Source organism: Streptomyces adustus, from assembly GCF_009377175.1.
Classification (GTDB): Bacteria; Actinomycetota; Actinomycetes; order Streptomycetales; family Streptomycetaceae; genus Streptomyces; species Streptomyces adustus.
On sequence record NZ_VJZD01000025.1, the window covers coordinates 31,901 to 54,574 of the forward strand.

The 22,674-nt window shown below is 69.1% G+C and carries 14 protein-coding genes; 12 read left to right on the forward strand and 2 right to left on the reverse strand.

Going from position 1 to position 22,674, the window contains the following annotated elements; translation table 11 throughout:
* Positions 1-41: 41 nt before the first annotated feature.
* Entirely contained in the window at positions 42-734 is a 693-nt protein-coding gene (locus FNH09_RS08995; protein ID WP_152886228.1) for an SMI1/KNR4 family protein, read from the reverse strand.
* A gap of 235 nt (positions 735-969) precedes the next feature.
* Here FNH09_RS08995 and FNH09_RS09000 point away from each other — a divergent pair, with 235 nt between their 5' ends.
* From FNH09_RS09000 to FNH09_RS09010, 3 genes are all read left to right on the forward strand, one after another.
* On the forward strand, positions 970-2,070 hold the full coding sequence (locus tag FNH09_RS09000; protein WP_238426560.1) for a lytic polysaccharide monooxygenase auxiliary activity family 9 protein: 1,101 nt from the start codon (positions 970-972) through the stop codon (positions 2,068-2,070).
* A 394-nt stretch (positions 2,071-2,464) separates the two neighbouring features.
* Positions 2,465-5,755, forward strand: a complete 3,291-nt coding sequence (locus tag FNH09_RS09005) for a GH92 family glycosyl hydrolase (RefSeq protein WP_152886229.1) — start codon at positions 2,465-2,467, stop codon at positions 5,753-5,755.
* Between the two features lie 78 nt (positions 5,756-5,833).
* A complete protein-coding gene (locus FNH09_RS09010; protein ID WP_152886230.1) occupies positions 5,834-6,220 on the forward strand; it encodes a hypothetical protein in 387 nt (128 codons plus the stop codon).
* A gap of 95 nt (positions 6,221-6,315) precedes the next feature.
* Here FNH09_RS09010 and FNH09_RS09015 read toward each other — a convergent pair whose 3' ends face one another.
* A complete protein-coding gene (locus tag FNH09_RS09015) occupies positions 6,316-10,119 on the reverse strand; it encodes a GH92 family glycosyl hydrolase (RefSeq protein WP_202919623.1) in 3,804 nt (1,267 codons plus the stop codon).
* A 349-nt stretch (positions 10,120-10,468) separates the two neighbouring features.
* Here FNH09_RS09015 and ngcE point away from each other — a divergent pair, with 349 nt between their 5' ends.
* From ngcE to FNH09_RS09060, 9 genes are all read left to right on the forward strand, one after another.
* Positions 10,469-11,917, forward strand: coding sequence for an N-acetylglucosamine/diacetylchitobiose ABC transporter substrate-binding protein (ngcE, locus tag FNH09_RS09020; RefSeq protein ID WP_152886231.1), 1,449 nt, complete (start codon positions 10,469-10,471; stop codon positions 11,915-11,917).
* A 74-nt stretch (positions 11,918-11,991) separates the two neighbouring features.
* Positions 11,992-12,927: a carbohydrate ABC transporter permease gene (locus FNH09_RS09025; protein ID WP_152886232.1), complete on the forward strand. Its 936-nt coding sequence runs from the start codon at positions 11,992-11,994 to the stop codon at positions 12,925-12,927.
* An 18-nt stretch (positions 12,928-12,945) separates the two neighbouring features.
* A complete protein-coding gene (locus FNH09_RS09030; RefSeq protein ID WP_152886233.1) occupies positions 12,946-13,869 on the forward strand; it encodes a carbohydrate ABC transporter permease in 924 nt (307 codons plus the stop codon).
* 183 nt (positions 13,870-14,052) lie between these two features.
* Positions 14,053-15,252, forward strand: a complete 1,200-nt coding sequence (locus tag FNH09_RS09035; RefSeq protein ID WP_162468295.1) for an ROK family protein — start codon at positions 14,053-14,055, stop codon at positions 15,250-15,252.
* Positions 15,253-15,373: 121 nt separating this feature from the next.
* Positions 15,374-16,474 (forward strand): sugar ABC transporter substrate-binding protein, encoded by a 1,101-nt coding sequence (locus FNH09_RS09040; RefSeq protein WP_238426558.1) that lies wholly within the window; start codon positions 15,374-15,376, stop codon positions 16,472-16,474.
* Positions 16,475-16,721: 247 nt separating this feature from the next.
* A complete protein-coding gene (locus FNH09_RS09045; protein WP_152886235.1) occupies positions 16,722-17,513 on the forward strand; it encodes an ATP-binding cassette domain-containing protein in 792 nt (263 codons plus the stop codon).
* Positions 17,510-18,829, forward strand: coding sequence for an ABC transporter permease subunit (locus FNH09_RS09050; protein WP_162468296.1), 1,320 nt, complete (start codon positions 17,510-17,512; stop codon positions 18,827-18,829). Before FNH09_RS09045 ends, FNH09_RS09050 begins: the two co-directional genes overlap by 4 nt.
* A 228-nt stretch (positions 18,830-19,057) precedes the next feature.
* On the forward strand, positions 19,058-20,977 hold the full coding sequence (gene dxs, locus FNH09_RS09055; protein ID WP_162468297.1) for a 1-deoxy-D-xylulose-5-phosphate synthase: 1,920 nt from the start codon (positions 19,058-19,060) through the stop codon (positions 20,975-20,977).
* 156 nt (positions 20,978-21,133) lie between these two features.
* On the forward strand, positions 21,134-22,645 hold the full coding sequence (locus tag FNH09_RS09060; RefSeq protein WP_162468298.1) for an amino acid permease: 1,512 nt from the start codon (positions 21,134-21,136) through the stop codon (positions 22,643-22,645).
* Positions 22,646-22,674: the final 29 nt, after the last annotated feature.

Below are 22,674 nucleotides of genomic sequence, written 5' to 3' on the forward strand. Positions count from 1 at the left end.
CGCGGCGCCTTGAGAGCCGGTCCGTCCGCCTGCCGACCGCGTCAGCCGTTCAGCCAGTCCACCGGTATCGCCTCGCGCACCGCGTCCAGTGCCTCCTCCGTGCGGGCCCGGACGTCGAGGAACCAGTCGTCGACCTCGCGCAGCAGGACATCGGGACCGCTGAGCCAGCGCAGTTCCCGTCCCACGCGAGGCAGTTCCCGGAGCAGGTCCACCTGGCCGAGATCCCCGGCGTCCAGTTCGGCGTGGTCGGTGAGCCCGTCGTCCAGTTGCAGCAGCTCGGACATGACCATCGAGACACACGCCGAGGAGAGACTCGGCTCCCACGGCTCCCAGCGCTCCTGCGACTTGTCGGCGAGGTCCGGCCGCATCACGGTCGCGGGGTCGTCCTGCCCCAGGTCCGTCAGGAGCACTCCCCAGACGGCGGCTCCCTGGTTCTCCGCCCGGTACACCAGCGCCCTGTCTTGCACGTACAGGGCGTCGGGGCCGAGCAGCGTGTCGTGATTGCTCGTCAGGTCGGTCCGTCGCCCGAACAGCAGATACGCCTCCCGCAGTGCCGTGGGCAGCGCTGTCCCCAGCCGCTGTTCCGCCGCCGCCAGTTCCTCCGCCGCGTACCCGTCGCCGGGCCGGAGGGGTCGCCCCCAGTAGGCGGCGAACTCCTTCAGGAAGTCCCAGGCCAGGTTCCGGTCGCGCAGAGCTCCGGTCAGCCCTTGGTGCATGTCGAAGACCTCGTTCATGCGTGCACAGTACGGCGGACCACTGACAATCCCGGCGCCGCCCGTTTACAACTCCGGCGTCCGGCGCTACCTTCCGCAGCAGTGGGGTGGGAGCGCTCCCATACGGTGGACCGGAACCCGCCCGGAAGCGCTCCCGCCCCCTGTCACCCGCGTGTCCGCACCTTCATCACGTACGCACGTTCCTCACGACCGTCGAGCGAAGGGACGTCCCTCCACCATGTCGTCTGACATGCCTATGACATCGACTGCCGAGCCGTCGGCCGCGCCCCCACGGCAGCTGCGGCGATTACCGCGCCCGACCTCCCGCGGCGCCCTGTTCCTCGTCCTCCTGGCCCTGCTCACCACCGTCCCGGCGCTCGGCCTGATCCTCACGGCCGGTGGCCGGGCGGAAGCCCACGGCACCCCGATGAAGCCCGGCAGCCGCACCTTCCTGTGCTGGCAGGACGGGCTCACCGACACCGGTGAGATCAAGCCGGTCAACCCGGCCTGCAAGGCCGCTCAGCAGGTCAGTGGCACCACCCCGTTCTACAACTGGTTCTCCGTGCTGCGCTCGGACGGCGCCGGCCGCACCCGCGGCTTCGTGCCCGACGGCTCGCTGTGCAGCGGCGGCAATCCCAACTTCACGGGCTTCGACCTGCCGCGCAACGACTGGCCGTTGACCCACCTCACCTCGGGCGCGACCGTCGACTTCTCGTACAACGCCTGGGCCGCGCACCCCGGTTGGTTCTACGTCTACATCACCAAGGACGGCTTCGACCCGACCAGGACCCTCACCTGGAACGACATGGAGGACCAGCCGTTCCTCACCGTCGACCACCCGCCGCTCAACGGCACCCCCGGCACGGTCGAGGCCAACTACTCCTGGACCGGGAAGCTCCCCGCCGGCAAGTCGGGACGGCACATCGTCTACATGGTCTGGCAGCGCTCGGACAGCGCGGAGACCTTCTACTCCTGCTCCGACGTCGTCTTCGACGGCGGCAACGGCGAGGTGACCGGCATCCACGACCCGGGCAACCCGACCGACCCGGTCCCGGGCACCTGCACCGCCACCCGCCGCACCACCAACAGCTGGAACGGCGGCTACCAGTCCGAGGTGACCGTCACCAACTCGGGGAACGTCCCGATGCTGGGCTGGATGGTCGACTGGACGCTGCCGAGCGGCCAGTCGGTGGCCAGCCTCTGGAACGGCAACGCCACCTACAGCGGGCAGGACGTGATGGTGCACAACGCCGACTGGAACGGCTCGCTGAGTCCGGGGCAGAGCACGACGTTCGGATACGTCGTCTCCGGCTCCGGCGGGGACAGCGCGGCGGCTCTGCCCTGTCAGGTGGGCTGAGCCGCCGCTCTGAGCGGACCCGTGGGGCCGAGCCGGTGCCCTCCGGGTCCGCGGGCCGGTCGGTCCCGTAGGGGGGTCGGTGCGACCGGGCGGAACATGGCTTGGGTAATCCGTGGTGCGACAACGTTGTCTTCTGATCTGCGTATGACTCTACCGTCACAGCAGACAACGATGTCAAGAGTCGGGAACATCATTCCGGGTGAGCCGGCCACATCATTCCGGCGAGCCCGGCCCGCGCCTGCCGGGCGGACAGGCCGTGCTCCGCCCGGGTGAGCGCGGGGTGAGCCCGCGCGGCCGGACGCGCTCTTCCGTGGTACGACCGGCGCACGCTACTGTCCCTGCGGCTTGTGCGACCCGTGGTGCGCGACCCGTCCGGAGGAGGAGGGGCCGCGTCATGCGTTTCCGTCCCGTGTCACTGTCGCTGTTACTGGCCGCCGCGCTCGCGGCCGGCGGCAGCACCCCCGCCCTCGCGGCGACCGCCGCGACCACCGCGCCACCGACCGTCCTGGTCGACGACCCGACCCCGTACGTCGATCCCCTCATCGGCACGAAGAACGGAGGCGACGTCTTCCCCGGCGCGGTCACGCCGTTCGGCATGTTCTCCTTCAGCCCCGAGAACACGCGGGGCGACGCCACGCGCACCGCGGCGCCCGGCGGCTACCAGTACGACGCCACCCGCATCCGCGGTTTCAGCCTCACCCACATGTCGGGCACCGGCTGCGCGGGCGGCAGCGGCGACATCCCGTTCTTCCCGTACGCGGGCGAGGTCACCTCGTCCCCGGCGAGCGACACCAAGGACGCGGTGTACGCGGCCGACTTCGGCCACGCCGACGAGACGGCCGAGCCCGGCCACTACCGGGTGGGCCTCGCCTCCGGCGTCACGGCCGACCTCACCGCGACCGCCCGTACCGGCTCGGCCCGCTTCACCTACCCCGCCGACAAGCCCGCCTCGCTGCTGGTGCGCACCGCCAACTCCGAGGTGGGGTCCGCCGATTCGGCGGTCGAGATCGACCCCGCGGCCCGTACCGTCTCCGGCTCGGTGACCTCGGGGAACTTCTGCGGCTACCTCGACCCGGAGGGCCGACGGGCCTACTACACCCTGTACTTCACCGCTCGCTTCGACCGTCCGTTCAAGGCCACCGGCACCTGGCAGGACGACCGGCTCAGCCCGGGATCCACCGCCGCGAGCGGCGGCACCGGCGGCTTCTCGGCGGGCGGGCGGCCCGTCGCGGGCAAGGGGGCGGGCGGCTATGTCGAGTTCGCGCCCGGCACCGGCCCGGTGAACGTCAAGGTCGGCATCTCCTACGTCAGCCGCGCGGGCGCCGAGGCCAACCTCAGAGCCGAGAACCCGCCGGGCCGCTCCTTCGACGCGGTGCGCGGGGCGGCCGAACGGGCCTGGCGCCAGAGGCTGTCCGCGATCCGGGTCGGCGGCGGCACGGACGCGGAACGCACCACCTTCTACACCGCGCTCTACCACGCGCTGCTGCATCCGAACGTGATCAGCGACGCCGACCGCCGCTACCGGGGCTCCGACGACAAGGTGCACCGGGTCGGCGGCGGCCACCGGGCGCAGTACGGCACCTTCTCCGGCTGGGACGTCTACCGCTCCCAGGTCCAGCTGCTCACCCTGCTCGATCCGCGCACCGGCTCGGACATCGCGCAGTCGCTGTACGAACTCGCCCGGCAGAACGGGGGAGTCTGGGACCGCTGGCTGCACGGCGCGAGCGGCACCCACGTCATGAACGGCGACCCGTCGCCCATCGCGCTGGCCGGCATCCGGGCCTTCGGCGGCACGGACTTCGATCTGCGCGGCGCGCTGGCCTCGCTGGTGAAGGCGGCCACGGTCCCGACCGAGCAGGACCTGTCGGCCGCCGGCAAGCCGGTGCTGTCGGCCGGACAGCGCCCCTCCCTCGACAAGTACCTGGACCTGCACTACATGCCGTCCGTCTCCAACGCCTGGGGCGGCGCGGCCGAGACCCTGGAGATGTCCGGCGCCGACTACGCGCTCTCCCGGCTCGCCACGGCCGCGGGGCAGAAGGACACCGCGGCCGACTTCGCCCGCCGCGCCCAGTGGTGGCAGAACAGCTTCAACCTCGCCGCCGACCCCTCCGGCGGCTACATCGCCAACCGCAAGGCCGACGGCAGCTGGGTCACCGGGTTCACCCCGGCCACCGGCAACGGCTTCGTCGAGGGCACGGCGGCCCAGTACACCTGGATGGTCCAGCACGACCCGGCCGGGCTGTTCGCCGCGATGGGCGGCCGCGACAAGGCCCTCGCCCGGCTCGACACCTTCTTCCACGACGCCGACGGCGGCTGGGCGTTCACCGGCAGCGGCGGCGAGAAGTCCGAGCTGGACAACGAGCCGTCGATCAACGTCCCCTACCTGTACGACTACGCGGGCGCCCCCTACAAGGCCCAGGAGACCGTCCGCGCGGCGATGACCCGGCTGTGGTCGACCCAGCCCGGCGGCATCCCCGGCAACGACGACCTCGGCGCCATGTCGTCCTGGTACGTCTTCTCCGCCCTCGGCATGTACCCCCAGGTCCCGTCCCGGGCCGAACTCGTCCTCGCCTCACCGCTGTTCGAACGCATCGAGATCAACAGGCCGCACGGCGGCGACATCTCGATCCGGGCGAAGGGCGCGGCGGCGGACGCGCCGTACATCAGATCCCTGAAGGTCGACGGCCGCAGCACCGAACGGACCTGGCTGCCCGCCTCGCTGGTGCGCGACGGCGGCCGCCTGGACTACACGCTCTCCTCTACTCCCGACCGCACCTGGGGCGCGGACCCGGCCGACGCCCCGCCGTCCTTCCGGACCGGCGAACAGCCGTACCAGATCGGGGTCGGACCCACCACGGCGACGCTCGCGCCCGGCGGCAGCGCCGAGTTGAGCATCCGGGCGCTCGCGCTGAACGGCGGCACCGGGCCGCAGGTGCGCTACCGGGTCGAGACGCCCGCAGGGGTCACGGCGACCCCCGCCGAGGGCACGGTGAGCGACGGCTCCCAGGGCATCACGCTCACCGCCGACGCCAACGCGCACCAGGGCTTCTACGACGTGCGGGTCACCGTGACCTCGGGCGACACCTCCTATCGGCAGCCGGTGGCGCTGACGGTCGCCGCCCCCGGCACCCTCCTCGCCGCGTACAACAACACCGGTGTCTCCGACGACGTCGGCGACCACGACGAGGCGGACTACGACGGCGGCGGCTGGAGCTACTCGCGCCAGGCCCTCGCCGCCGCCGGTCTCAGCCCGGGCGCGCCGGGCACGGTGAACGGACTCGCCTTCACCTGGCCCGACTCGCCGAGCACCCGCCCGGACAACGTCTCGGCGGCCGGACAGACCATCGAACTCGACCGGCCCGCAGGGACGTTGTCCTTCATCGGCAGCGCCGTCAACGGCAACCAGCGGACCAGGGCGACCGTCACCTACACCGACGGAGGCACCGACACCGTCGACCTGTCCTTCACCGACTGGACGGTCGGCGGCGGCGGGGGCACCGTCCAGTACGGCAACACGGTCGTGGCCAGGACCGCCTACCGCAATGTGGCGGGCGCGGACCGGGATCCGGTGGCGACCTACGTCTTCGCCACTCAGCCGTTCACGGCCCCGGCCGGCAAGGCCGTCGCGTCGGTCCGGCTCCCGGACGACACCGATCTCCACGTCTTCACCGTCGCCGTCGGCTGACGAAGCCGAAAAGCCGAAAAGATGTGCCCTCGCCCGTTCTGCTGGCGGGGGCACATCGCCGCGTGCAAGCATCCCCGAATGGGGAAACGGCCGCTGTTGCCCGAGGAGTTCCGGGCCGAAGCGCGTACGGCTTTCGCGTTCCTGGTGGACGGCGAGGGCTTCTGTCCTGCGGAGGACATCGACGGGGGGTTGCGCTACCGGCGCGCGGACCTGACGGTCCGCGTCTGGTTCCTGGGCGGCGCCGAGTCCGAGGTGCTGACCAGGCTGATACCGGTGGCGCCGGACGGCACCAGAGGGACCGGCGCCTGGCTGGACGACCTGTACGCGGCGGCCGAGTGCGGCCCGTCCCGGGACGTCCCCGTCTTCGCGGCCACCCGCAGGGCGGTGGTCCGCCGGGTCCACCAGCACGCGGACGCGCTGCGCAGACTGCTGCCCCGACTGCCCCGGCAGCCCGTCGCGCCCTGAGCGAGGCGCCCGGCAGCCCGTCGCGTCCCGAGCCGCGCACACGAAGGGGCGGGCCCGTCACCGGACCCGCCCCCGATCAGTGCCGCGTCAGGCCGTCACGCCAGCAGTTCCACCTCCGCCAGCGTCGACTCGCCGTCCAGGACCAGCCGGTAGTGCGCGTACGAGCCCGGTGACCCGACCGAGAAGGCGCGGGTCTGCCGGTCCCAGGCGAACGACTCGCCGGTGCGCCGGTCCAGGGTCTTCCAGGTGGTGCCGTCCTTCGAGCCCTGAAGGGTCCAGCCGGTCGGCGCCTTCGTGCGGTCGGCGGACGAGGTGAGCGTGTACTGGACGCCCTCGGTGCTCGCGCCGACGGGCAGGTCCACCGAGGTCACCGTCGCGTCGGTCGCCGAGGTGTTGTCGAACAGGGCGCCGGGGCCCTTCAGGACGTCCGCGCGCGGGGTGGGCACCTGGTCGTCCCGGGTGATCGACACGGGTCCCGCGTTCTTGCCGCTGCCCCAGGCGGACGGCTTCGGTCCCATGGCGAAGTCCAGCGTCCCGCCCTTGGCGAGCAGCGCGTGCGGCAGCGAAGTCGACGTCCAGGTACGGCCGTTCACCTTCAAGCCTTGAACGTAGACGTTGCGCGTGCTGTTGCGGGGCGCCCTGACGACCAGGTCCTTGCCGTTCTCCAGATGGACGGTCGCCTTGGTGAACAGCGGTGACCCGACGGCGTATTCGCCGCTGCCCATCACCAGCGGGTAGAAGCCGAGCGCGGAGAACAGGTACCAGGCCGACTGCTCGCCGTTGTCCTCGTCGCCGTGGTAGCCCTGGCCGATCGAGCTGCCGGTGTAGAGCCGGGAGAGGACCTCGCGGACGTTCTGCTGCGTCTTCCAGGGCTGGCCCGCCGCGTCGTACATGTAGGTGACGTGGTGCGCCACCTGGTTGGAGTGCCCGTACATGCCCATCCGCACGTCCCGGGCCTCGGTCATCTCGTGGATGACACCGCCGTAGGAGCCCACGACGTCCGGCGAGGCGGTCTCGGGGGTGGCGAAGTAGGCGTCGAGCTTCTTGGCCAGGCCGGCCCGGCCGCCGTAGAGGTTGGCCAGGCCCCGGCTGTCCTGCGGGGCGGTGAAGGCGTAGCCCCAGCCGTTGGTCTCGGTGTAGTCGTAGCCCCAGACCCGCGGGTCGAACTGCGACGACGCCACGCGCCAGTCGCCCTTGGCGTCCCGGCCCTGGAAGAACCCGGCCTGCGGGTCGAAGAGGTTCACGTAGTCCCGGGCGCGGTTGAGGAAGTAGGCCGACTCCTCCTTGTAGCGCTTCTCGCCGGTCTTTCGGTACAGGGCCTGTCCCATCTCGGCGATGCCGTAGTCGTTGAGGTAGCCCTCCAGCGCCCAGGACAGGCCCTCGTGGGTGTCGGTGCTGGTGTAGCCGAGGAAGGGGGAGGTCGCCATGCCCTTGCGGCCCACGCCCGAGGACGGCGGGACGACCGTCGCGTTCTTCACGGCGGCCTCGTACGCCGCCTTCGCGTCGAAGCCGACGCCCTTGACGTAGGCGTCCGCGAACGCGACGTCGGAGGAGGTGCCGGTCATCAGGTCCGCGTAGCCGGGCGAGGACCAGCGCGAGGTCCAGCCGCCGTCCTTGTACTGCTGCACGAACCCGTCGACCATCTCCCCGGCCTGATGTGGAGTCAGCAGCGAGTAGGCGGGCCAGGTGGTGCGATAGGTGTCCCAGAAGCCGTTGTTGATGTACACCTTGCCGTCGACGATCTTCGCGCCGGTGTGCGTCGGGGTGTCGGCCGACGGCATCGGCGAGAACGGCGAGGCGTACCGGTAAGTGGAACCGACCTTCTCGAAGCCGGAGTTGGGGTACAGGTACAGCCGGTACATGCTGGAGTAGAGCGTGGTCAGCTGGTCCGGCGTGGCGCCTTCGACCTCGACCTTGCCGAGCAGCCTGTCCCACTGGCCGCGGGCCCGGTTGCGCACCGTGTCGAAGGAGGTGCCGTCGGGGATCTCCTGGCGCAGGTTGTCCTTGGCCTGGTCGAGGCCGATGAGGGAGGTGGCCAGGCGCAGGGTGACGGTGCGGTCGGCACCCGCGTCGAACCGCAGATAGCCCTTGACCCCGCTGGACGAACCCTCCTTGACCGGCTTGTCGAAGACGCCGTAGACGAACAGCCGGGTCGCGCCGGTCGACAGCCCGGACTTCACGTCCGAGTAGCCGCTGAAGGTGCCGGTGGCCGGGTCGAGGGTGAGCCCCGCCTGCTCGGTGACGTTGTCGAAGAGGACGCTCGCGTCGTCGCCGGGGTAGGTGAAGCGCAGGGCCGCCGCGTGGTCGGTCGGCGCCATCTCCGCCTTGAGCCCGTTCTCGAACCGCACCCCGTAGTAGTACGGCCGCGCGGTCTCGTTCTCGTGCCGGAAGGCCAGTTGGCGGGCCGTGCGGCCGGTGTCCGGGGTGCCGGCGGCGGCCGAGGGCATCACCTGGAAGGTCTGCCGGTCGCCCATCCAGGGGCTGGGCTCGTGGCTGGCGCTGAACGCCTGGATGGTCGGGAGGTTGTCGGAGTTGTTCGCACGGGCGTAGTCGTACAGCCAGCTGAGCGAGGACGCGTTGGTCACCGGCGTCCAGAAGTTGAAGCCATGCGGCACTGCCGTCGCGGGGAAGGTGTTGCCGCGGGAGAAGGAGCCGCTGGAGTTGGTGCCGCGGGTGGTGAGCGCGTAGTCGGCCAGATGGGCCTTCGGCTTCTGCGGTGCCGCGGTACGGATCTTCACGTCGTCGAGCCAGCCGCGGAACTTCGCCGGGCCGCCCGGGGAGTCGTACGCCACCAGGATCCGGTCGACCGTCTTGCCGGCCGCGACCGATCCGATCCGCGCGACGACGTCGTTCCACTGGTTGACGTAGAGCACCTTGGCGGCGCCCTGCCCCTGCGGGGTGAGCGCGAAGCCGTGCTGGTCGGTGGCGCCCAGATCGCTCAGATAGGTGCCGTCGGTGAAGGCCAGGTCCACGGCGACATCTGTGGCGTCGTAGTCGCGGTCGCCGTCCGCCATGGACGGGAAGATCCGGTAGGCCAGCTCGGTGTCCCGGCCGACGGCCACGTTCACGTCGAAGAGCTTGTTGTACGAGTACGCCCGTCCCGTCGCCGTGTGCCGTCCGGCGTAGCGCAGGGCCCGCGTGCCGGTGTACCCGGCGCCCGCCTTGGCGGTGGGCGAGCCGCTCGGGCCCCGGTCCACCAGCGAGAGCATCGCGGGCGGGACGGGCCCGCCGCTGCCGCCGGTGGAGAACTGCACGTCGGCGAGCTGGAGGATGCCGGAGGCGCCGTTGTTGCGGGTGACCTCCAGCCGGAAGTGCCGGTAGCCGGCGGCCGGTTCGGCGAGATCGTAGGACTTGGTCTGGAACCGTTCGGCGAAGCTTTCGCCGGAGCGGGTGTCGAGGGTCGTCCACTGCGTGCCGTCGGTCGACCCCTTCAGGGTCCAGTCCCGCGGGTCGCGTTCGGCGTAGTCGTTGGCCGAGGTGAGGGCGTAGGTCGCGAGGGTCAGCGGCTTGTCGAGGTCGAACTCGACCCAGCCGGTCGGCTCGAAGGTCAGCCACTTGGTGCCGGGTTCACCGTCGACGAGGTTCTCCTTCACCTCGCCCGCGCCGGTGTTCTCGCCGCTCGCCCGTAAGTCGGTGACGTGGTCGGTGGCGTTGCCCGGGATGCCCGTGCTGTAGCCGCCGTCGACGCCCGAGGCCCGGTCGCTGCCGTCGGCGGCCGTGTCGACGGTGCTGAGCCAGTCCGGGGCCGGGTCGCCCGCCTCGAACGAGGAGCTGAACTCCCGGTCCGCCGCCGCGGTCGCGGGCTGCGCGACCGCGGCTCCCTGTGCACCCACCGCCATGACCAAGGCGGCTGTCAAGGCGACCGCCGTACCCCATCCGTGCCGAGTTCTGTGCCGCATCCGAGGGAGTCCTCCCTGCTTTGGACAACGTTGTCAACTATCAGGCGCAGGGACCAGTAGTGGGGCAAGTGGCCCTTGATGTCAAGGGTGTTGACTGTGGCATTCGAGGCCTATGCAGTGGATTTTTCCGGCAAGGCGCGCACAGGCGGCTCATATTTCCGGGAGGTCTCAACTCGGAAAAGACCGATGACCAACGTTGCATTCGATCTTGCCCTGTTGGCGGGAAGTGGACTATACCTGTCGGCGATTCGAGGAACTGCACGCCCTGTACGACCCTGCTTGACCTGACCGCGGTGCCGGGAGGATCCGGTTCACCGCCTGAGTCCTGTGAGAAGGCGAGGACTTGAGCATGGGATCCACTTCCGCAGAGAACCACGGTTCCGAAGGTGTGGGCCGTCGCGCCCTGATTCAGCGCTCGGCCGCGCTCGGCCTGATCTCCGTACCGACGATGAGCTTCCTGTCCGCGTGTGCCAGCGGTGGCGGAAGTGACGACTCCCCGAAGGACGGCAACAAGGGGAAGACCAGCAAGGACAATCCCTTCGGAGTGGAGAAGGGCAGCAAGCTCGACGTCGTCATCTTCAAGGGCGGCTACGGCGACGACTACGCCAAGGCGTGGGAGGCGACCTTCCAGAAGACGGCCGGCGTCACCTCGACCCACACCGGCACCCAGGAGATCAGCGGAAAGCTCCAGCCCCGCTTCAACGCGGGCAACCCGCCGGACATCGTCGACGACTCCGGCGCCCAGCAGATCAAGGTCGACGTCCTGTACAAGAACGACCAGCTGCTCGACCTCGCCGAGGTCCTGGACGCGCCCTCGGTCGACGACCCCTCCAAGAAGGTCCGCGACACCCTGATCCCCGGCACCACCGACCCGGGCCTCCAGGAGGGCAAGGTCGTCGCCCTCAACTACATCTACACGGTGTGGGGCCTGTGGTACTCCGGCAAGCTCTTCAAGGAGAAGGGCTGGAGCGAGCCCAAGACCTGGGACGACTTCCTCGCCATCTGCAAGGACGCCAAGTCCCAGGGCATCGGCGGCCTCGCGCACCAGGGCAAGTACCCGTACTACATCAATGTCGCCATCATGGACATGATCGCCAAAAAGGGCGGTCTGGACGCCATGAAGGCGATCGACAACCTCGACCCGAAGGCGTTCGTCGGCTCCGACGCCGCACAGGCCGGCATCGAGGCGATCTACGAGATCGTCGAGAAGGGCTATCTGATGCCCGGCACGAACGGTCTGACCCACACCGAGTCGCAGACCCGCTGGAACCAGTACAAGGCCGCCTTCATCACCTGCGGTTCCTGGCTGGAGAACGAGCAGCTGAAGCAGACCCCGGACGACTTCGACATGAAGTTCATGCCGATGCCGCTGCTGCCCGGCAGCGCGATGCCGTTCGAGGCGATCCGGGCCGGCTCCGGCGAGCCGTTCATCATCCCCAAGAAGGCCAAGAACCTGCCCGCCGCGAAGGAGTTCATGCGGCGGATGCTGTCCAAGGAGTGGTCCACCTCGTTCGCCAAGGAGGCCAACTCGCTGACCATCCTCAAGGACGGCGTCGACTCCGCCGTCCAGCTGCGGCCGGGCACCCAGTCCACGGTCGAGGCGTCCAAGGCGGCCGGTGACAACACCTTCCGGTTCCTGTACACCGAGTGGTACAGCGAGATGGGCGCGTCCATCGAGGCGGCCTCCAACGAGCTCATGTCCAAGCGCATCCAGCCCAAGGAGTGGCTGAAGCGGGCGCAGGCGGCGGTCGACAAGGCGGCCAAGGACCCGGCGTCCAAGAAGAACCACCGCGACTGACCGCGCTCGACGAGGCGGACCCCGGGCCGGAATCCGCTCCGGCCCGGGGGAAGGACACCAGGGGCAGGAACGCCATGCGCAAAGGGCAGTACAGGTTCGTCGCGGGATTTCTCCTCGTTCCCGTGGCGCTTTATCTGATCTTCGTCATCTGGCCGTACATCCAGACGTTCGGCTATTCGCTGACGGACTGGAAGGGACAGTCGCAGACCTTCGACTTCGTGGGCCTGGACAACTACAAGGCCCTCTTCCAGGACGACGTCTTCCTGAAGGCCATCTGGCACAACATCCAGTTCCTGGTGTTCATCCCGGTGATCACCATTCTGCTGTCGATCTTCTTCGCCTTCATGGTGAACGTGGGCGGACGCAGTCGTGCCGGCGGCGTCAGCGGGGTCGCCGGGTCGTCGTTCTACAAAATCGTCTACTTCTTCCCGCAGGTGCTGTCGCTCGCCATTCTCGCCGTCCTCTTCAACGCGGTGTACCGCAGCGACGGCGGCGGCATGCTCAACGGACTGCTCATCAAACTGGGGCTGGTCGACCCCGACAGCCCGGTGGAATGGCTCAACGAGCCCGGCATCGTGCGCTGGGCGCTCATCCTGGTGGTCGTCTGGCACGGCGTCGGCTTCTACCTGGTGCTGTTCTCGGCCGCCATGCAGTCGATCCCGAGGGACGTCTACGAGGCCGCCCTCATCGACGGCGCCGGCCGCGCCCAGTCCTTCTTCCGCATCACGCTGCCGCTGCTGTGGGACACCGTCCAGACCGCCTGGGTGTACCTGGGCATCGTGGCCATGGACATGTTCGTCCTGGTCTCCTCGATGACCGCGAGCATGGGCGCCTACGGCGGCGGGCCCAACCACGAGAGCGACGTCATGTCGACCGTGATGATGCGCAACTTCCTCTACTTCGGCAAGAGCGGCTACGCCTGTGCGATGGGCGTGATCATGCTGCTGCTCACCCTGGTCCTGTCCGTGGTCACACTGCGCGCCACCCGCCGTGAGCGCATCGAGTTCTGAGCGGGAGAGACGACGACGATGAGCACCCCCATCAAGGAGACCACGAAGGTCCCCGCCCAGCGGTCCGCGGGCAGGACCCCGGTCCGCCCCGACGGCCGGCCCCGCGAGGGCGTCGTACTGAACGCCTTCTCGCACGGCTTCCTCGCCCTGTGGGCCCTGCTGATCGTGCTGCCGCTGGTGTGGCTGGTCCTCAGCTCCTTCAAGACCGACGCCCAGATCGGCGGCTCGGCCTTCGGCTGGCCGCAGCACTGGTCACTGGACGTGTTCTCGCGGGCCTGGAAGACGGGTATCGGCGACTACCTCCTCAACACCGTCATCGTGCTGGTGTTCTCGGTGCCGCTGACGATGCTCTTCGGCTCGATGGCCGCGTACGTGCTGGCCCGCTACCGGTTCCCGGGCAACCGGTTCCTCTACTACTTCTTCGTGGCCGGCGCGATGTTCCCGGTGTTCCTGGCCCTGGTGCCGCTGTTCTTCATGGTCAAACGCCTGGACATGCTGAACACCTACCAGGGCCTGATCCTGGTCTACGTCGCCTACTCGCTGCCGTTCACGGTGTTCTTCATGCACGCCTTCTTCCGGACCCTGCCGACGGCCGTCTTCGAGGCGGCGATCCTCGACGGGGCCTCGCACACCCGGACGTTCTTCCAGGTCATGCTGCCGATGGCGAAGCCCGGCCTGATCAGCGTCGGAATCTTCAACACGCTGGGGCAGTGGAACCAGTTCATCCTGCCGACGGTCCTGATGCAGCCGCAGAGCGGCGACGATCCCGAGCGCTACGTGCTCACCCAGGGCCTGATCCAGCTTCAGCAGCAGATGGGCTACGCGACCGACCTGCCGGTCCTCTTCGCGGGCGTGACCATCGCGATGATCCCGATGCTGGTGGTCTATCTGTCCTTCCAGCGCCAGGTACAGGCGGGACTGACCTCGGCCACCCTGAAGTAGCGCTCCGCAGGCGCCCGTGCGCACACCGTTCCCGCGGCCGGGAGCGGTGTGTGTCGCTGCACCCAGTACCCCCGAAATTGTTCAACCTCTTGACGGGAGGCAACCCGAACGGCTCAGCTTAGAGTTCACTAGTTGGACATAGACGGGGCCTCATCGCGGCGGTCCCGTGCGCAGGAGGTCGTCGTGGAGACTCCAGGGTCGCAGTCGTCGCTGCACCGAGCCAACCTGGAGCGGGTCGTCCGTGCCGTCCGGCTGGCGGGATCGCTCACCCAGGCGGAGATCGCGAGGACGACGGGCCTGTCGGCGGCGACGGTCTCCAATATCGTCCGTGAACTCAAGGACGGCGGGACCGTCGAGGTCACGCCCACCTCGGCGGGCGGCCGCCGGGCCCGCAGCGTCTCGCTGAGCGGTGCCGCCGGCATCGTCATCGGCGTCGATTTCGGGCATACCCACCTACGGGTCGCGGTGGGCAATCTGGCCCATCAGGTGCTGGCCGAGGAGTCCGAGCCGCTGGACGTCGACGCCTCCTCCGCCCAGGGCTTCGACCGGGCGGAAGAGCTGGTCAACCGCTTGATCGCGGCCACCGGCGTGGACCGTTCGAAGATCGCGGGCGTGGGTCTGGGCGTGCCCGGGCCGATCGACGTGGAGTCCGGCACCCTGGGCTCGACCGCGATCCTGCCGGGCTGGACCGGCAGCAGACCCGCCGAGGAGATGCGGGGGCGGCTCGGCGTGCCCGTCCACGTGGACAACGACGCCAACCTGGGCGCCCTCGGCGAGCTGGTCTGGGGCAGTGGCCGCGGGGTGCGTGATCTTGCTTACATCAAGGTGTCCAGCGGGGTCGGCGCGGGGCTGGTGATCGACGGGAAGATCTACCGGGGTCCCGGCGGAACCGCAGGAGAAATCGGACATATTACACTCGATGAATCGGGTCCTGTCTGCCGCTGCGGCAACCGTGGCTGCCTGGAGACCTTCACGGCCGCGCGCTATGTGCTGCCGCTGCTCCAGCCCAGTCACGGCATGGATCTGACCATGGAGGGTGTCGTGAGGCTGGCCAGGGACGGGGATCCGGGATGCCGTCGCGTGATCGGCGACGTCGGCCGCCATATCGGCAGTGGTGTCGCAAATCTCTGCAACCTGCTCAACCCCAGCCGGGTCGTCCTGGGCGGTGATCTCGCCGAGGCCGGTGAGCTGGTCCTGGGGCCCATCAGGGAGTCCGTGGGGCGCTATGCGATCCCCAGTGCCGCCCGCCAACTCTCGGTGCTCCCAGGGGCACTTGGGGGCCGCGCCGAGGTGCTCGGAGCGCTCGCTCTCGCACTCAACGAGATGGGTGATTCGACCCTTTTGGACGGGTCGCTGTCTACCGCAGCACCTGCCTTCACTTAGAGAACGAAACACGCCGTTGCCAACCCGTTAAGTATTTACTTCTTGACGTCGAACCTGCGGCCGAGTTGACTCCAACCCACCTCGGCCGCAGCGTTGCGGCCCTGTCAGGGAGGCACCACCAATGAACAACACGATGCGTAGAGTCGTCATCGGTACCGCTGCCGTTTCCATGGCCCTTTCGGTGGCCGCCTGCGGCAAGGCCGGAGACAAGAGCTCCGACAGCAGCAGCTCCTCCTCGTCGGACAGCAAGACCATCGGTCTCCTGCTCCCCGACAGCGTGACCGCGCGCTACGAGAAGTTCGACAAGCCGCTGTTCGAGGCCAAGGTCAAGGAGCTGTGCTCGGACTGCAACGTCGAGTACGCGAACGCGGCCGGCGACGCTGCCAAGCAGGCGCAGCAGGTCAGCAGCATGATCACCAAGGGCGTCAAGGTCCTCGTGATCTCCGCTCAGGACTCGGCCGCCATCAAGTCCTCCATCCAGACCGCGGTGGACAAGGGCATCAAGGTCGTCGCGTACGACCGTCTCGCCCAGGGCCCGGTCTCGGCCTACGTGTCCTTCGACAACCAGAAGGTCGGCGAGCTCCAGGGTGAGGCCCTCCTCGCCGCGCTCGGCTCCAAGGCCACCCCGAAGTCGAAGATCGTCATGATCAACGGCGACGACGCCGACCCGAACGCCGGTCAGTTCAAGGCGGGTGCCCACAAGGCCCTCGACGGCAAGGTCGACATCGCGTACGAGCAGTCCGGTCTGTGGAAGGACACGGTCGCCGCTCAGAAGGTGTCCGCCGCCATCACCCAGCTCGGTGCCAAGAACATCGCGGGCGTCTACTCCGCCAACGACGGCATGGCCGGTGGTATCGCCAACACCCTCAAGGGCGCGAAGATCAGCGGCATCCCGCTGACGGGCCAGGACGCCGAGCTCGCGGGCATCCAGCGCATCGTCGCCGGCACCCAGTCCTCCACGGTCTACAAGGCCTTCAAGCCGGAGGCGGACGCCGCTGCCCAGCTCGCGGTCAACCTGCTCCAGGGCAAGGACATCAAGTCCCTGGCCACCCAGGAGCTCACCAGCGGCTCCGGCGACAAGGTGCCCTCGCAGCTGCTGACCCCGGTCTCGGTCACCAAGGCCAACATCAAGGACACGGTGATCAAGGACGGTCTGTACTCCGTCGCCGACATCTGCACCGCGGACTTCGCCGCGGCCTGCAAGGCTGCCGGCCTTCAGTAAGCAGTTCGTCTCGGGCGACTACCCGCACCACGGGTAGCCGCCCGAGTCACGACCGCCCGGCGGTCCCGCGAACCTGTCCGACGCCTGCCCCACCTTCACACCCCGCTGCGGGGCGGGCGTCGGATGGAACCGTTGCGAAGCGCGACGGATTCGCGCATGTTCATCTTGTAAACCTTGTGCTTTTCGCACATCCCTCCGCGCCTGTTTGATCGAGCGCGGCATCCCCGCCGGTCAGGCGGCGAAGGAGATGGTTCACGTGTCCGCTACGCCCGTGCTGGCGTTGCGCGGAGTCTCCAAGCGGTTCGGTGCGGTTCAGGCCCTCACCGACGTCGAGCTGGAGGTCCACGCCGGAGAAGTGGTCGCCCTGGTGGGCGACAACGGCGCCGGAAAGTCCACCCTGGTCAAGACGATCGCGGGTGTCCACCCCATCGATGAGGGCGTCATCGAGTGGGAGGGCAAGGCGGTCAGCATCAACAAGCCGCACGACGCCTCCGGACTCGGCGTCGCGACGGTCTACCAGGACCTCGCTCTGTGCGACAACCTCGACGTGGTGGGCAACCTCTACCTCGGTCGTGAGCTGAAGCACCGTGGTGCGATCGACGAGGTCACCATGGAGCAGAAGGCGCGCGAGCTGCTGAGCACGCTCTCCATCCGCATCCCGAGCGTGCGCATCCCGATCGCGAGCCTTTCCGGCGGTCAGCGCCAGGTCGTGGCCATCGCCCGCGCCCTGATCGGCGACCCCAAGGTCGTCATCCTCGACGAGCCGACCGCCGCCCTCGGCGTCGAGCAGACCGCGCAGGTCCTCGACCTGGTCGAGCGGCTGCGCGAGCGCAACCTCGGCGTCATCCTCATCAGCCACAACATGGCCGATGTGAAGGCCGTCGCGGACACCGTCGCCGTCCTGCGCCTGGGCAAGAACAACGGTTCCTTCTCCGTGAAGGACACCAGCCACGAAGAGATCATCGCCGCGATCACCGGAGCCACGGACAACGCCGTGACCCGTCGTGCGGGGCGTCGCAGTGCGGAGGCCGCAAAGTGAGCGACACGTCCAAGGTTTCCAAGGCGGAGGCCGAGGTGGAGCAGAGCACGGTCGCTCCCGCCGACGACCCCACCGCCGCGCCGGTCGCCGTCGTCGACCCGCGTCTGCTGGTCCGCGAAGAGGGCCTCAAGGGCTACGTCACCGAGTTCAAGCGCAAGATCAAGGGTGGCGAGCTGGGCTCGCTGCCGGTCTTCGTCGGCCTGATCGTCATCTGGACGATCTTCCAGACGCAGAACGACCGGTTCCTGAGCGCCGACAACCTGTCGAACATCAGCTACTTCCTCTCGGCCACCGGCATGCTCGCCATCGGCCTGGTCTTCGTGCTGCTGCTCGGTGAGATCGACCTCTCCGTCGGCTCGGTCAGCGGCCTGGCGTCCACCGTCTTCGCGGTGTTCGTGGTCAACCACAGCATGAACCAGTGGCTGGCCCTGTTCCTGACCGTCCTGACCGGTGCCGCCATCGGCGCGCTCCAGGGCTGGTTCTTCGCCCGGATCGGCGTGCCCGCCTTCGTCGTGACGCTGGCCGGCTTCCTGGGCTGGAGCGGTCTGATGCTGTGGCTGCTCGGTTCGAGCGGCACCATCAACATCCCGGCCGAGACCGGCCCGGTGCACCTGCTCGGCCAGAGCTCCTTCTTCATGGACCAGGCCGTCATCGGCGCCTACCTGCTGGCCGGCCTCGCCGTCCTGTCGATGCTCGTCGGCTCCTTCATGGAGCAGCGCCGCCGCAAGGCCGCCGGGGTGCCCTTCCGCCCCACCAGCGAGATCCTGCTGCGTGTCGTCGCGCTCGCCGTGGCCGCCTTCGCCGCCGCTGCCGTGCTGAACAACGCCTCCGGTGTCTCCAACGCCCTGGTGATCTTCCTCGCCTCCCTGGTGATCGTCGACTTCGTGCTGCGCCGCACCACGTACGGCCGCAAGATCTTCGCGGTCGGCGGTGGCATCGAGGCCGCCCGCCGGGCCGGCATCAGCGTGCCGATGGTCCGTATCTCCGTCTTCGCCATCTCCGGTTCCTTCGCGGCCATCGGCGGTATGTTCTTCGCCGGCCAGACCGCGAGCGCCACGCTCAACGCCGGTGGCGGCAACACCCTGATGCTCGCCATCGCGGCGGCCGTCATCGGTGGTACCAGCCTCTTCGGTGGTCGCGGAAACGTCTGGTCGGCCCTCCTGGGCATGCTGGTCATCCAGTCGATCCAGACGGGTCTGGACCTGCTCAACATGAACACCTCCATCCAGTACATGATCACTGGTGCGGTGCTCCTGGGCGCGGTCGTCATCGACTCCGTCTCCCGCAAGAGCCAGAAGGCCGCGGGCCGCGCGTAACACCGCACCGGGGCCGCCGCGGAAACCGGCGGCGGCCCCCGCGGAAGATCCTGTGCCCGGCACCAACGGCGGTGCCGGGCACAGGTATGTCATACGCCGGGCAATCGTGGGTACGGCCGTTCGCATGACCCATGACGAGGAGCCCGGGCATCACCCGCCGGGACGGAACATTAGACTCGACGAGCCCGGCAACAGCTCGATCAGCTTTTTAAGTGCAAGGAGGCACGGGTGCCGCTGCTGACCCGCATCAGGGGACCGCGCGATCTGGACCGGCTCAGTCTGGAGGAGCTGGACCAGCTGGCAGAGGAGATCCGGACCTTCCTCGTCGACGCCGTGTCCAAGACAGGCGGCCACCTCGGCCCCAACCTCGGCGTGGTCGAGCTCACCATCGCCCTGCACCGCGTCTTCGAGTCCCCGAAGGACAAGGTCCTGTGGGACACGGGCCACCAGTCCTATGTGCACAAGCTGCTCACCGGACGCCAGGACTTCTCGAAGCTGAAGATGAAGGGCGGCCTGTCCGGCTACCCTTCGCAGGCCGAGTCCGAGCACGACGTCATCGAGAACAGCCACGCCTCCACGGTCCTCGGCTGGGCCGACGGCCTCGCCAAGGCGAACGAGCTGCGCAAACGCGACAGCCACGTGGTCGCCGTGATCGGTGACGGCGCGCTGACCGGCGGCATGGCCTGGGAGGCGCTCAACAACATCGCCGACGCCAAGGACCGTCCGCTGGTCATCGTCGTCAACGACAACGAGCGCTCGTACGCGCCCACCATCGGCGGCCTGGCCAACCACCTCGCCACGCTGCGCACCACCGACGGCTACGAGCGCTTCCTGGCCCGTGGCAAGGACCTCCTGGAGCGCACCCCGGTCGTGGGCAAGCCGCTCTACGAGACCCTGCACGGCGCGAAGAAGGGCCTGAAGGACTTCATCGCCCCGCAGGGCATGTTCGAGGACCTCGGCCTGAAGTACGTGGGCCCGATCGACGGCCACGACATCGAGGCCCTGGAGTCCGCGCTGGCCCGCGCCAAGCGCTTCGGCGGCCCCGTCATCGTGCACTGCCTCACCGAGAAGGGCCGCGGCTACCAGCCCGCCCTCCAGGACGAGGCCGACCGCTTCCACGCCGTCGGCAAGATCCACCCCGACACGGGTCTGCCGATCGCCTCCTCCGGCGCCGACTGGACCTCCGTCTTCGGCGACGAGATGGTCGAGCTCGGCAAGGAGCGCGAGGACATCGTCGCCATCACGGCCGCCATGCTCCAGCCGGTCGGCCTGGACAAGTTCGCCAAGACCTTCCCCGAGCGCGTCTACGACGTCGGCATCGCCGAGCAGCACGCCGCCGTCTCGGCCGCGGGCCTGGCCGCCGGCGGTGTCCACCCGGTCTTCGCCGTGTACGCCACCTTCCTCAACCGCGCCTTCGACCAGGTGCTGATGGACGTGGCGCTGCACAAGTGCGGAGTCACCTTCGTCCTGGACCGGGCCGGCGTCACCGGCACCGACGGCGCCTCCCACAACGGCATGTGGGACATGTCGATCCTCCAGGTCGTGCCCGGCCTCAGGCTGGCCGCCCCGCGCGACGCCGACCAGGTCCGCGCCCAGCTGCGCGAGGCCGTCGCCGTCGAGGACGCGCCCACCGTGGTCCGCTTCTCCAAGGGCGCCGTCGGCCCCGCCGTACCGGCCGTCGGCCGGGTCGGGGGCATGGACGTGCTGCGCGAGCCGGGCACCCGCACACCCGATGTGCTCCTGGTCTCCGTCGGCGCGCTGGCGCCGATGTGCCTGGAGATCGCCGAACTGCTGGAGAAGCAGGGCATCACCACCACCGTCGTCGACCCGCGCTGGGTCAAGCCCGTCGACGAGGCGATGGCCCCGCTCGCCGAGCGGCACAGCGTGGTCGTCACCGTCGAGGACAACTCCCGCGTCGGCGGTGTCGGCTCCGCGGTCGCGCAGGCCCTGCGCGACGCGGGTGTCGACATCCCGCTGCGCGACTTCGGCATCCCGCCGCGCTTCCTCGACCACGCCTCCCGCGCCGAGGTCATGGCGGAGATCGGGCTCACCGCGCCTGACATCGCCCGCCAGGTCACCGGCCTGGTCTCGAAGCTGGACGGACGCTTCGACCGGCCGACCGCCGAGGTCGAGCCCGCGCGCGACTGACGGTCCAGGCGCAACACGACACGGCCGGACGGGCCGGTTTCACCATCGAGAAGGGTGGTGGAACCGGCCCGTCCGCGTGAAAGCTCCCGCGCCGGGGCACACGGACTACGCCCCCTCTCGATCATGTCGAGGACGACAAAGCGTGGGAGGTACGCCGTGACCAGCACCCTCTTCCGGACGAAGAAGGTCGAGCAGTCGATCCTCGATACCGAGGAGCCCGAGCACGCGCTCAGGAAATCCCTGTCCGCGCTGGACCTGACCGTCTTCGGCGTCGGCGTCATCATCGGCACCGGCATCTTCGTCCTGACCGGCAAGGTCGCCAAGGAGAACGCGGGCCCCGCGGTCGCCCTGGCCTTCGTCGTGGCCGGCGTCGTCTGCGCCCTGGCCGCGCTGTGCTACGCCGAGTTCGCCTCCACCCTCCCGGTGGCGGGATCCGCGTACACCTTCTCGTACGCCTCCCTCGGCGAGCTGCCCGCCTGGATCATCGGCTGGGACCTGGTGCTGGAGTTCGCGCTCGGCACCGCGGTGGTCGCCGTCGGCTGGTCCGGCTACATCCGCTCGCTGCTGGACAACGCTGGCTGGCATCTGCCCGCGGAGCTCGGCAGCCGGGACACGGCCCACGGCTTCGGCTTCGACATCCTCGCCGCCGCCCTCGTCCTGGTGCTGACCGGCGTCCTGGTGCTCGGCATGAAGCTCTCCGCGCGCGTCACCGAGGTCATCGTCGCGATCAAGGTGGCCGTCGTCCTCATCGTCATCGTCGCGGGCGCCTTCTTCATCAACACCGCCCACTACCACCCGTTCATCCCCAAGGCGCAGCCGGTCCCGGCGGGCGGCGGCCTCAAGGCCCCGCTGATCCAGCTGATGGCCGGCTGGGCTCCCTCCAACTTCGGCGTGATGGGCATCTTCACCGCCGCGTCCGTGGTCTTCTTCGCCTTCATCGGCTTCGACGTGGTCGCCACCGCCGCCGAGGAGACCAAGAACCCCCAGCGCGACATGCCGCGCGGCATCCTCGGCTCGCTGCTCGTCTGCACCACCCTCTACGTCGCCGTCTCCATCGTGGTGACCGGCATGGAGCACTACAGCAAGCTGTCCGTGGACGCCCCGCTCGCCGACGCGTTCAAGGCCACCGGACACCCCTGGTTCGCGGGCGTGATCAGCTTCGGCGCCGCCGTCGGCCTGATCACGGTCTGCATGATCCTGCTCCTGGGGCAGACGCGGGTGTTCTTCGCGATGAGCCGTGACGGGCTGCTGCCCCGCTTCTTCTCCCGGGTCCACCCCCGCTACCGCACCCCGCACCGGCCGACCATCCTGCTCGGTGTGATCATCGCGATCGTCGCGGGCTTCACCAGCCTCAGCGAGCTCGCCGAACTGGTGAACATCGGCACGCTCTTCGCCTTCGTGGTCGTCGCCCTCGGCGTGATCATCCTCCGCCGTACCCGCCCCGACCTGCACCGCTCCTTCCGTACCCCCTGGGTGCCGTTCCTCCCGATCGTCTCGGTCCTCGCCACGCTCTGGCTGATGCTGAACCTTCCCGCCGAGACCTGGCTCCGGTTCGCGGTGTGGATGGTGATCGGCTTCGGCGTCTACTTCCTGTACGGCCGTTCGCACAGCCGTCTGGGACGCCACGAGGAGGTCACGGCCGACCAGATCCCCAAGCACGGGGAGTGATCGAACCATCCGACCACCCGGCGTCGTAT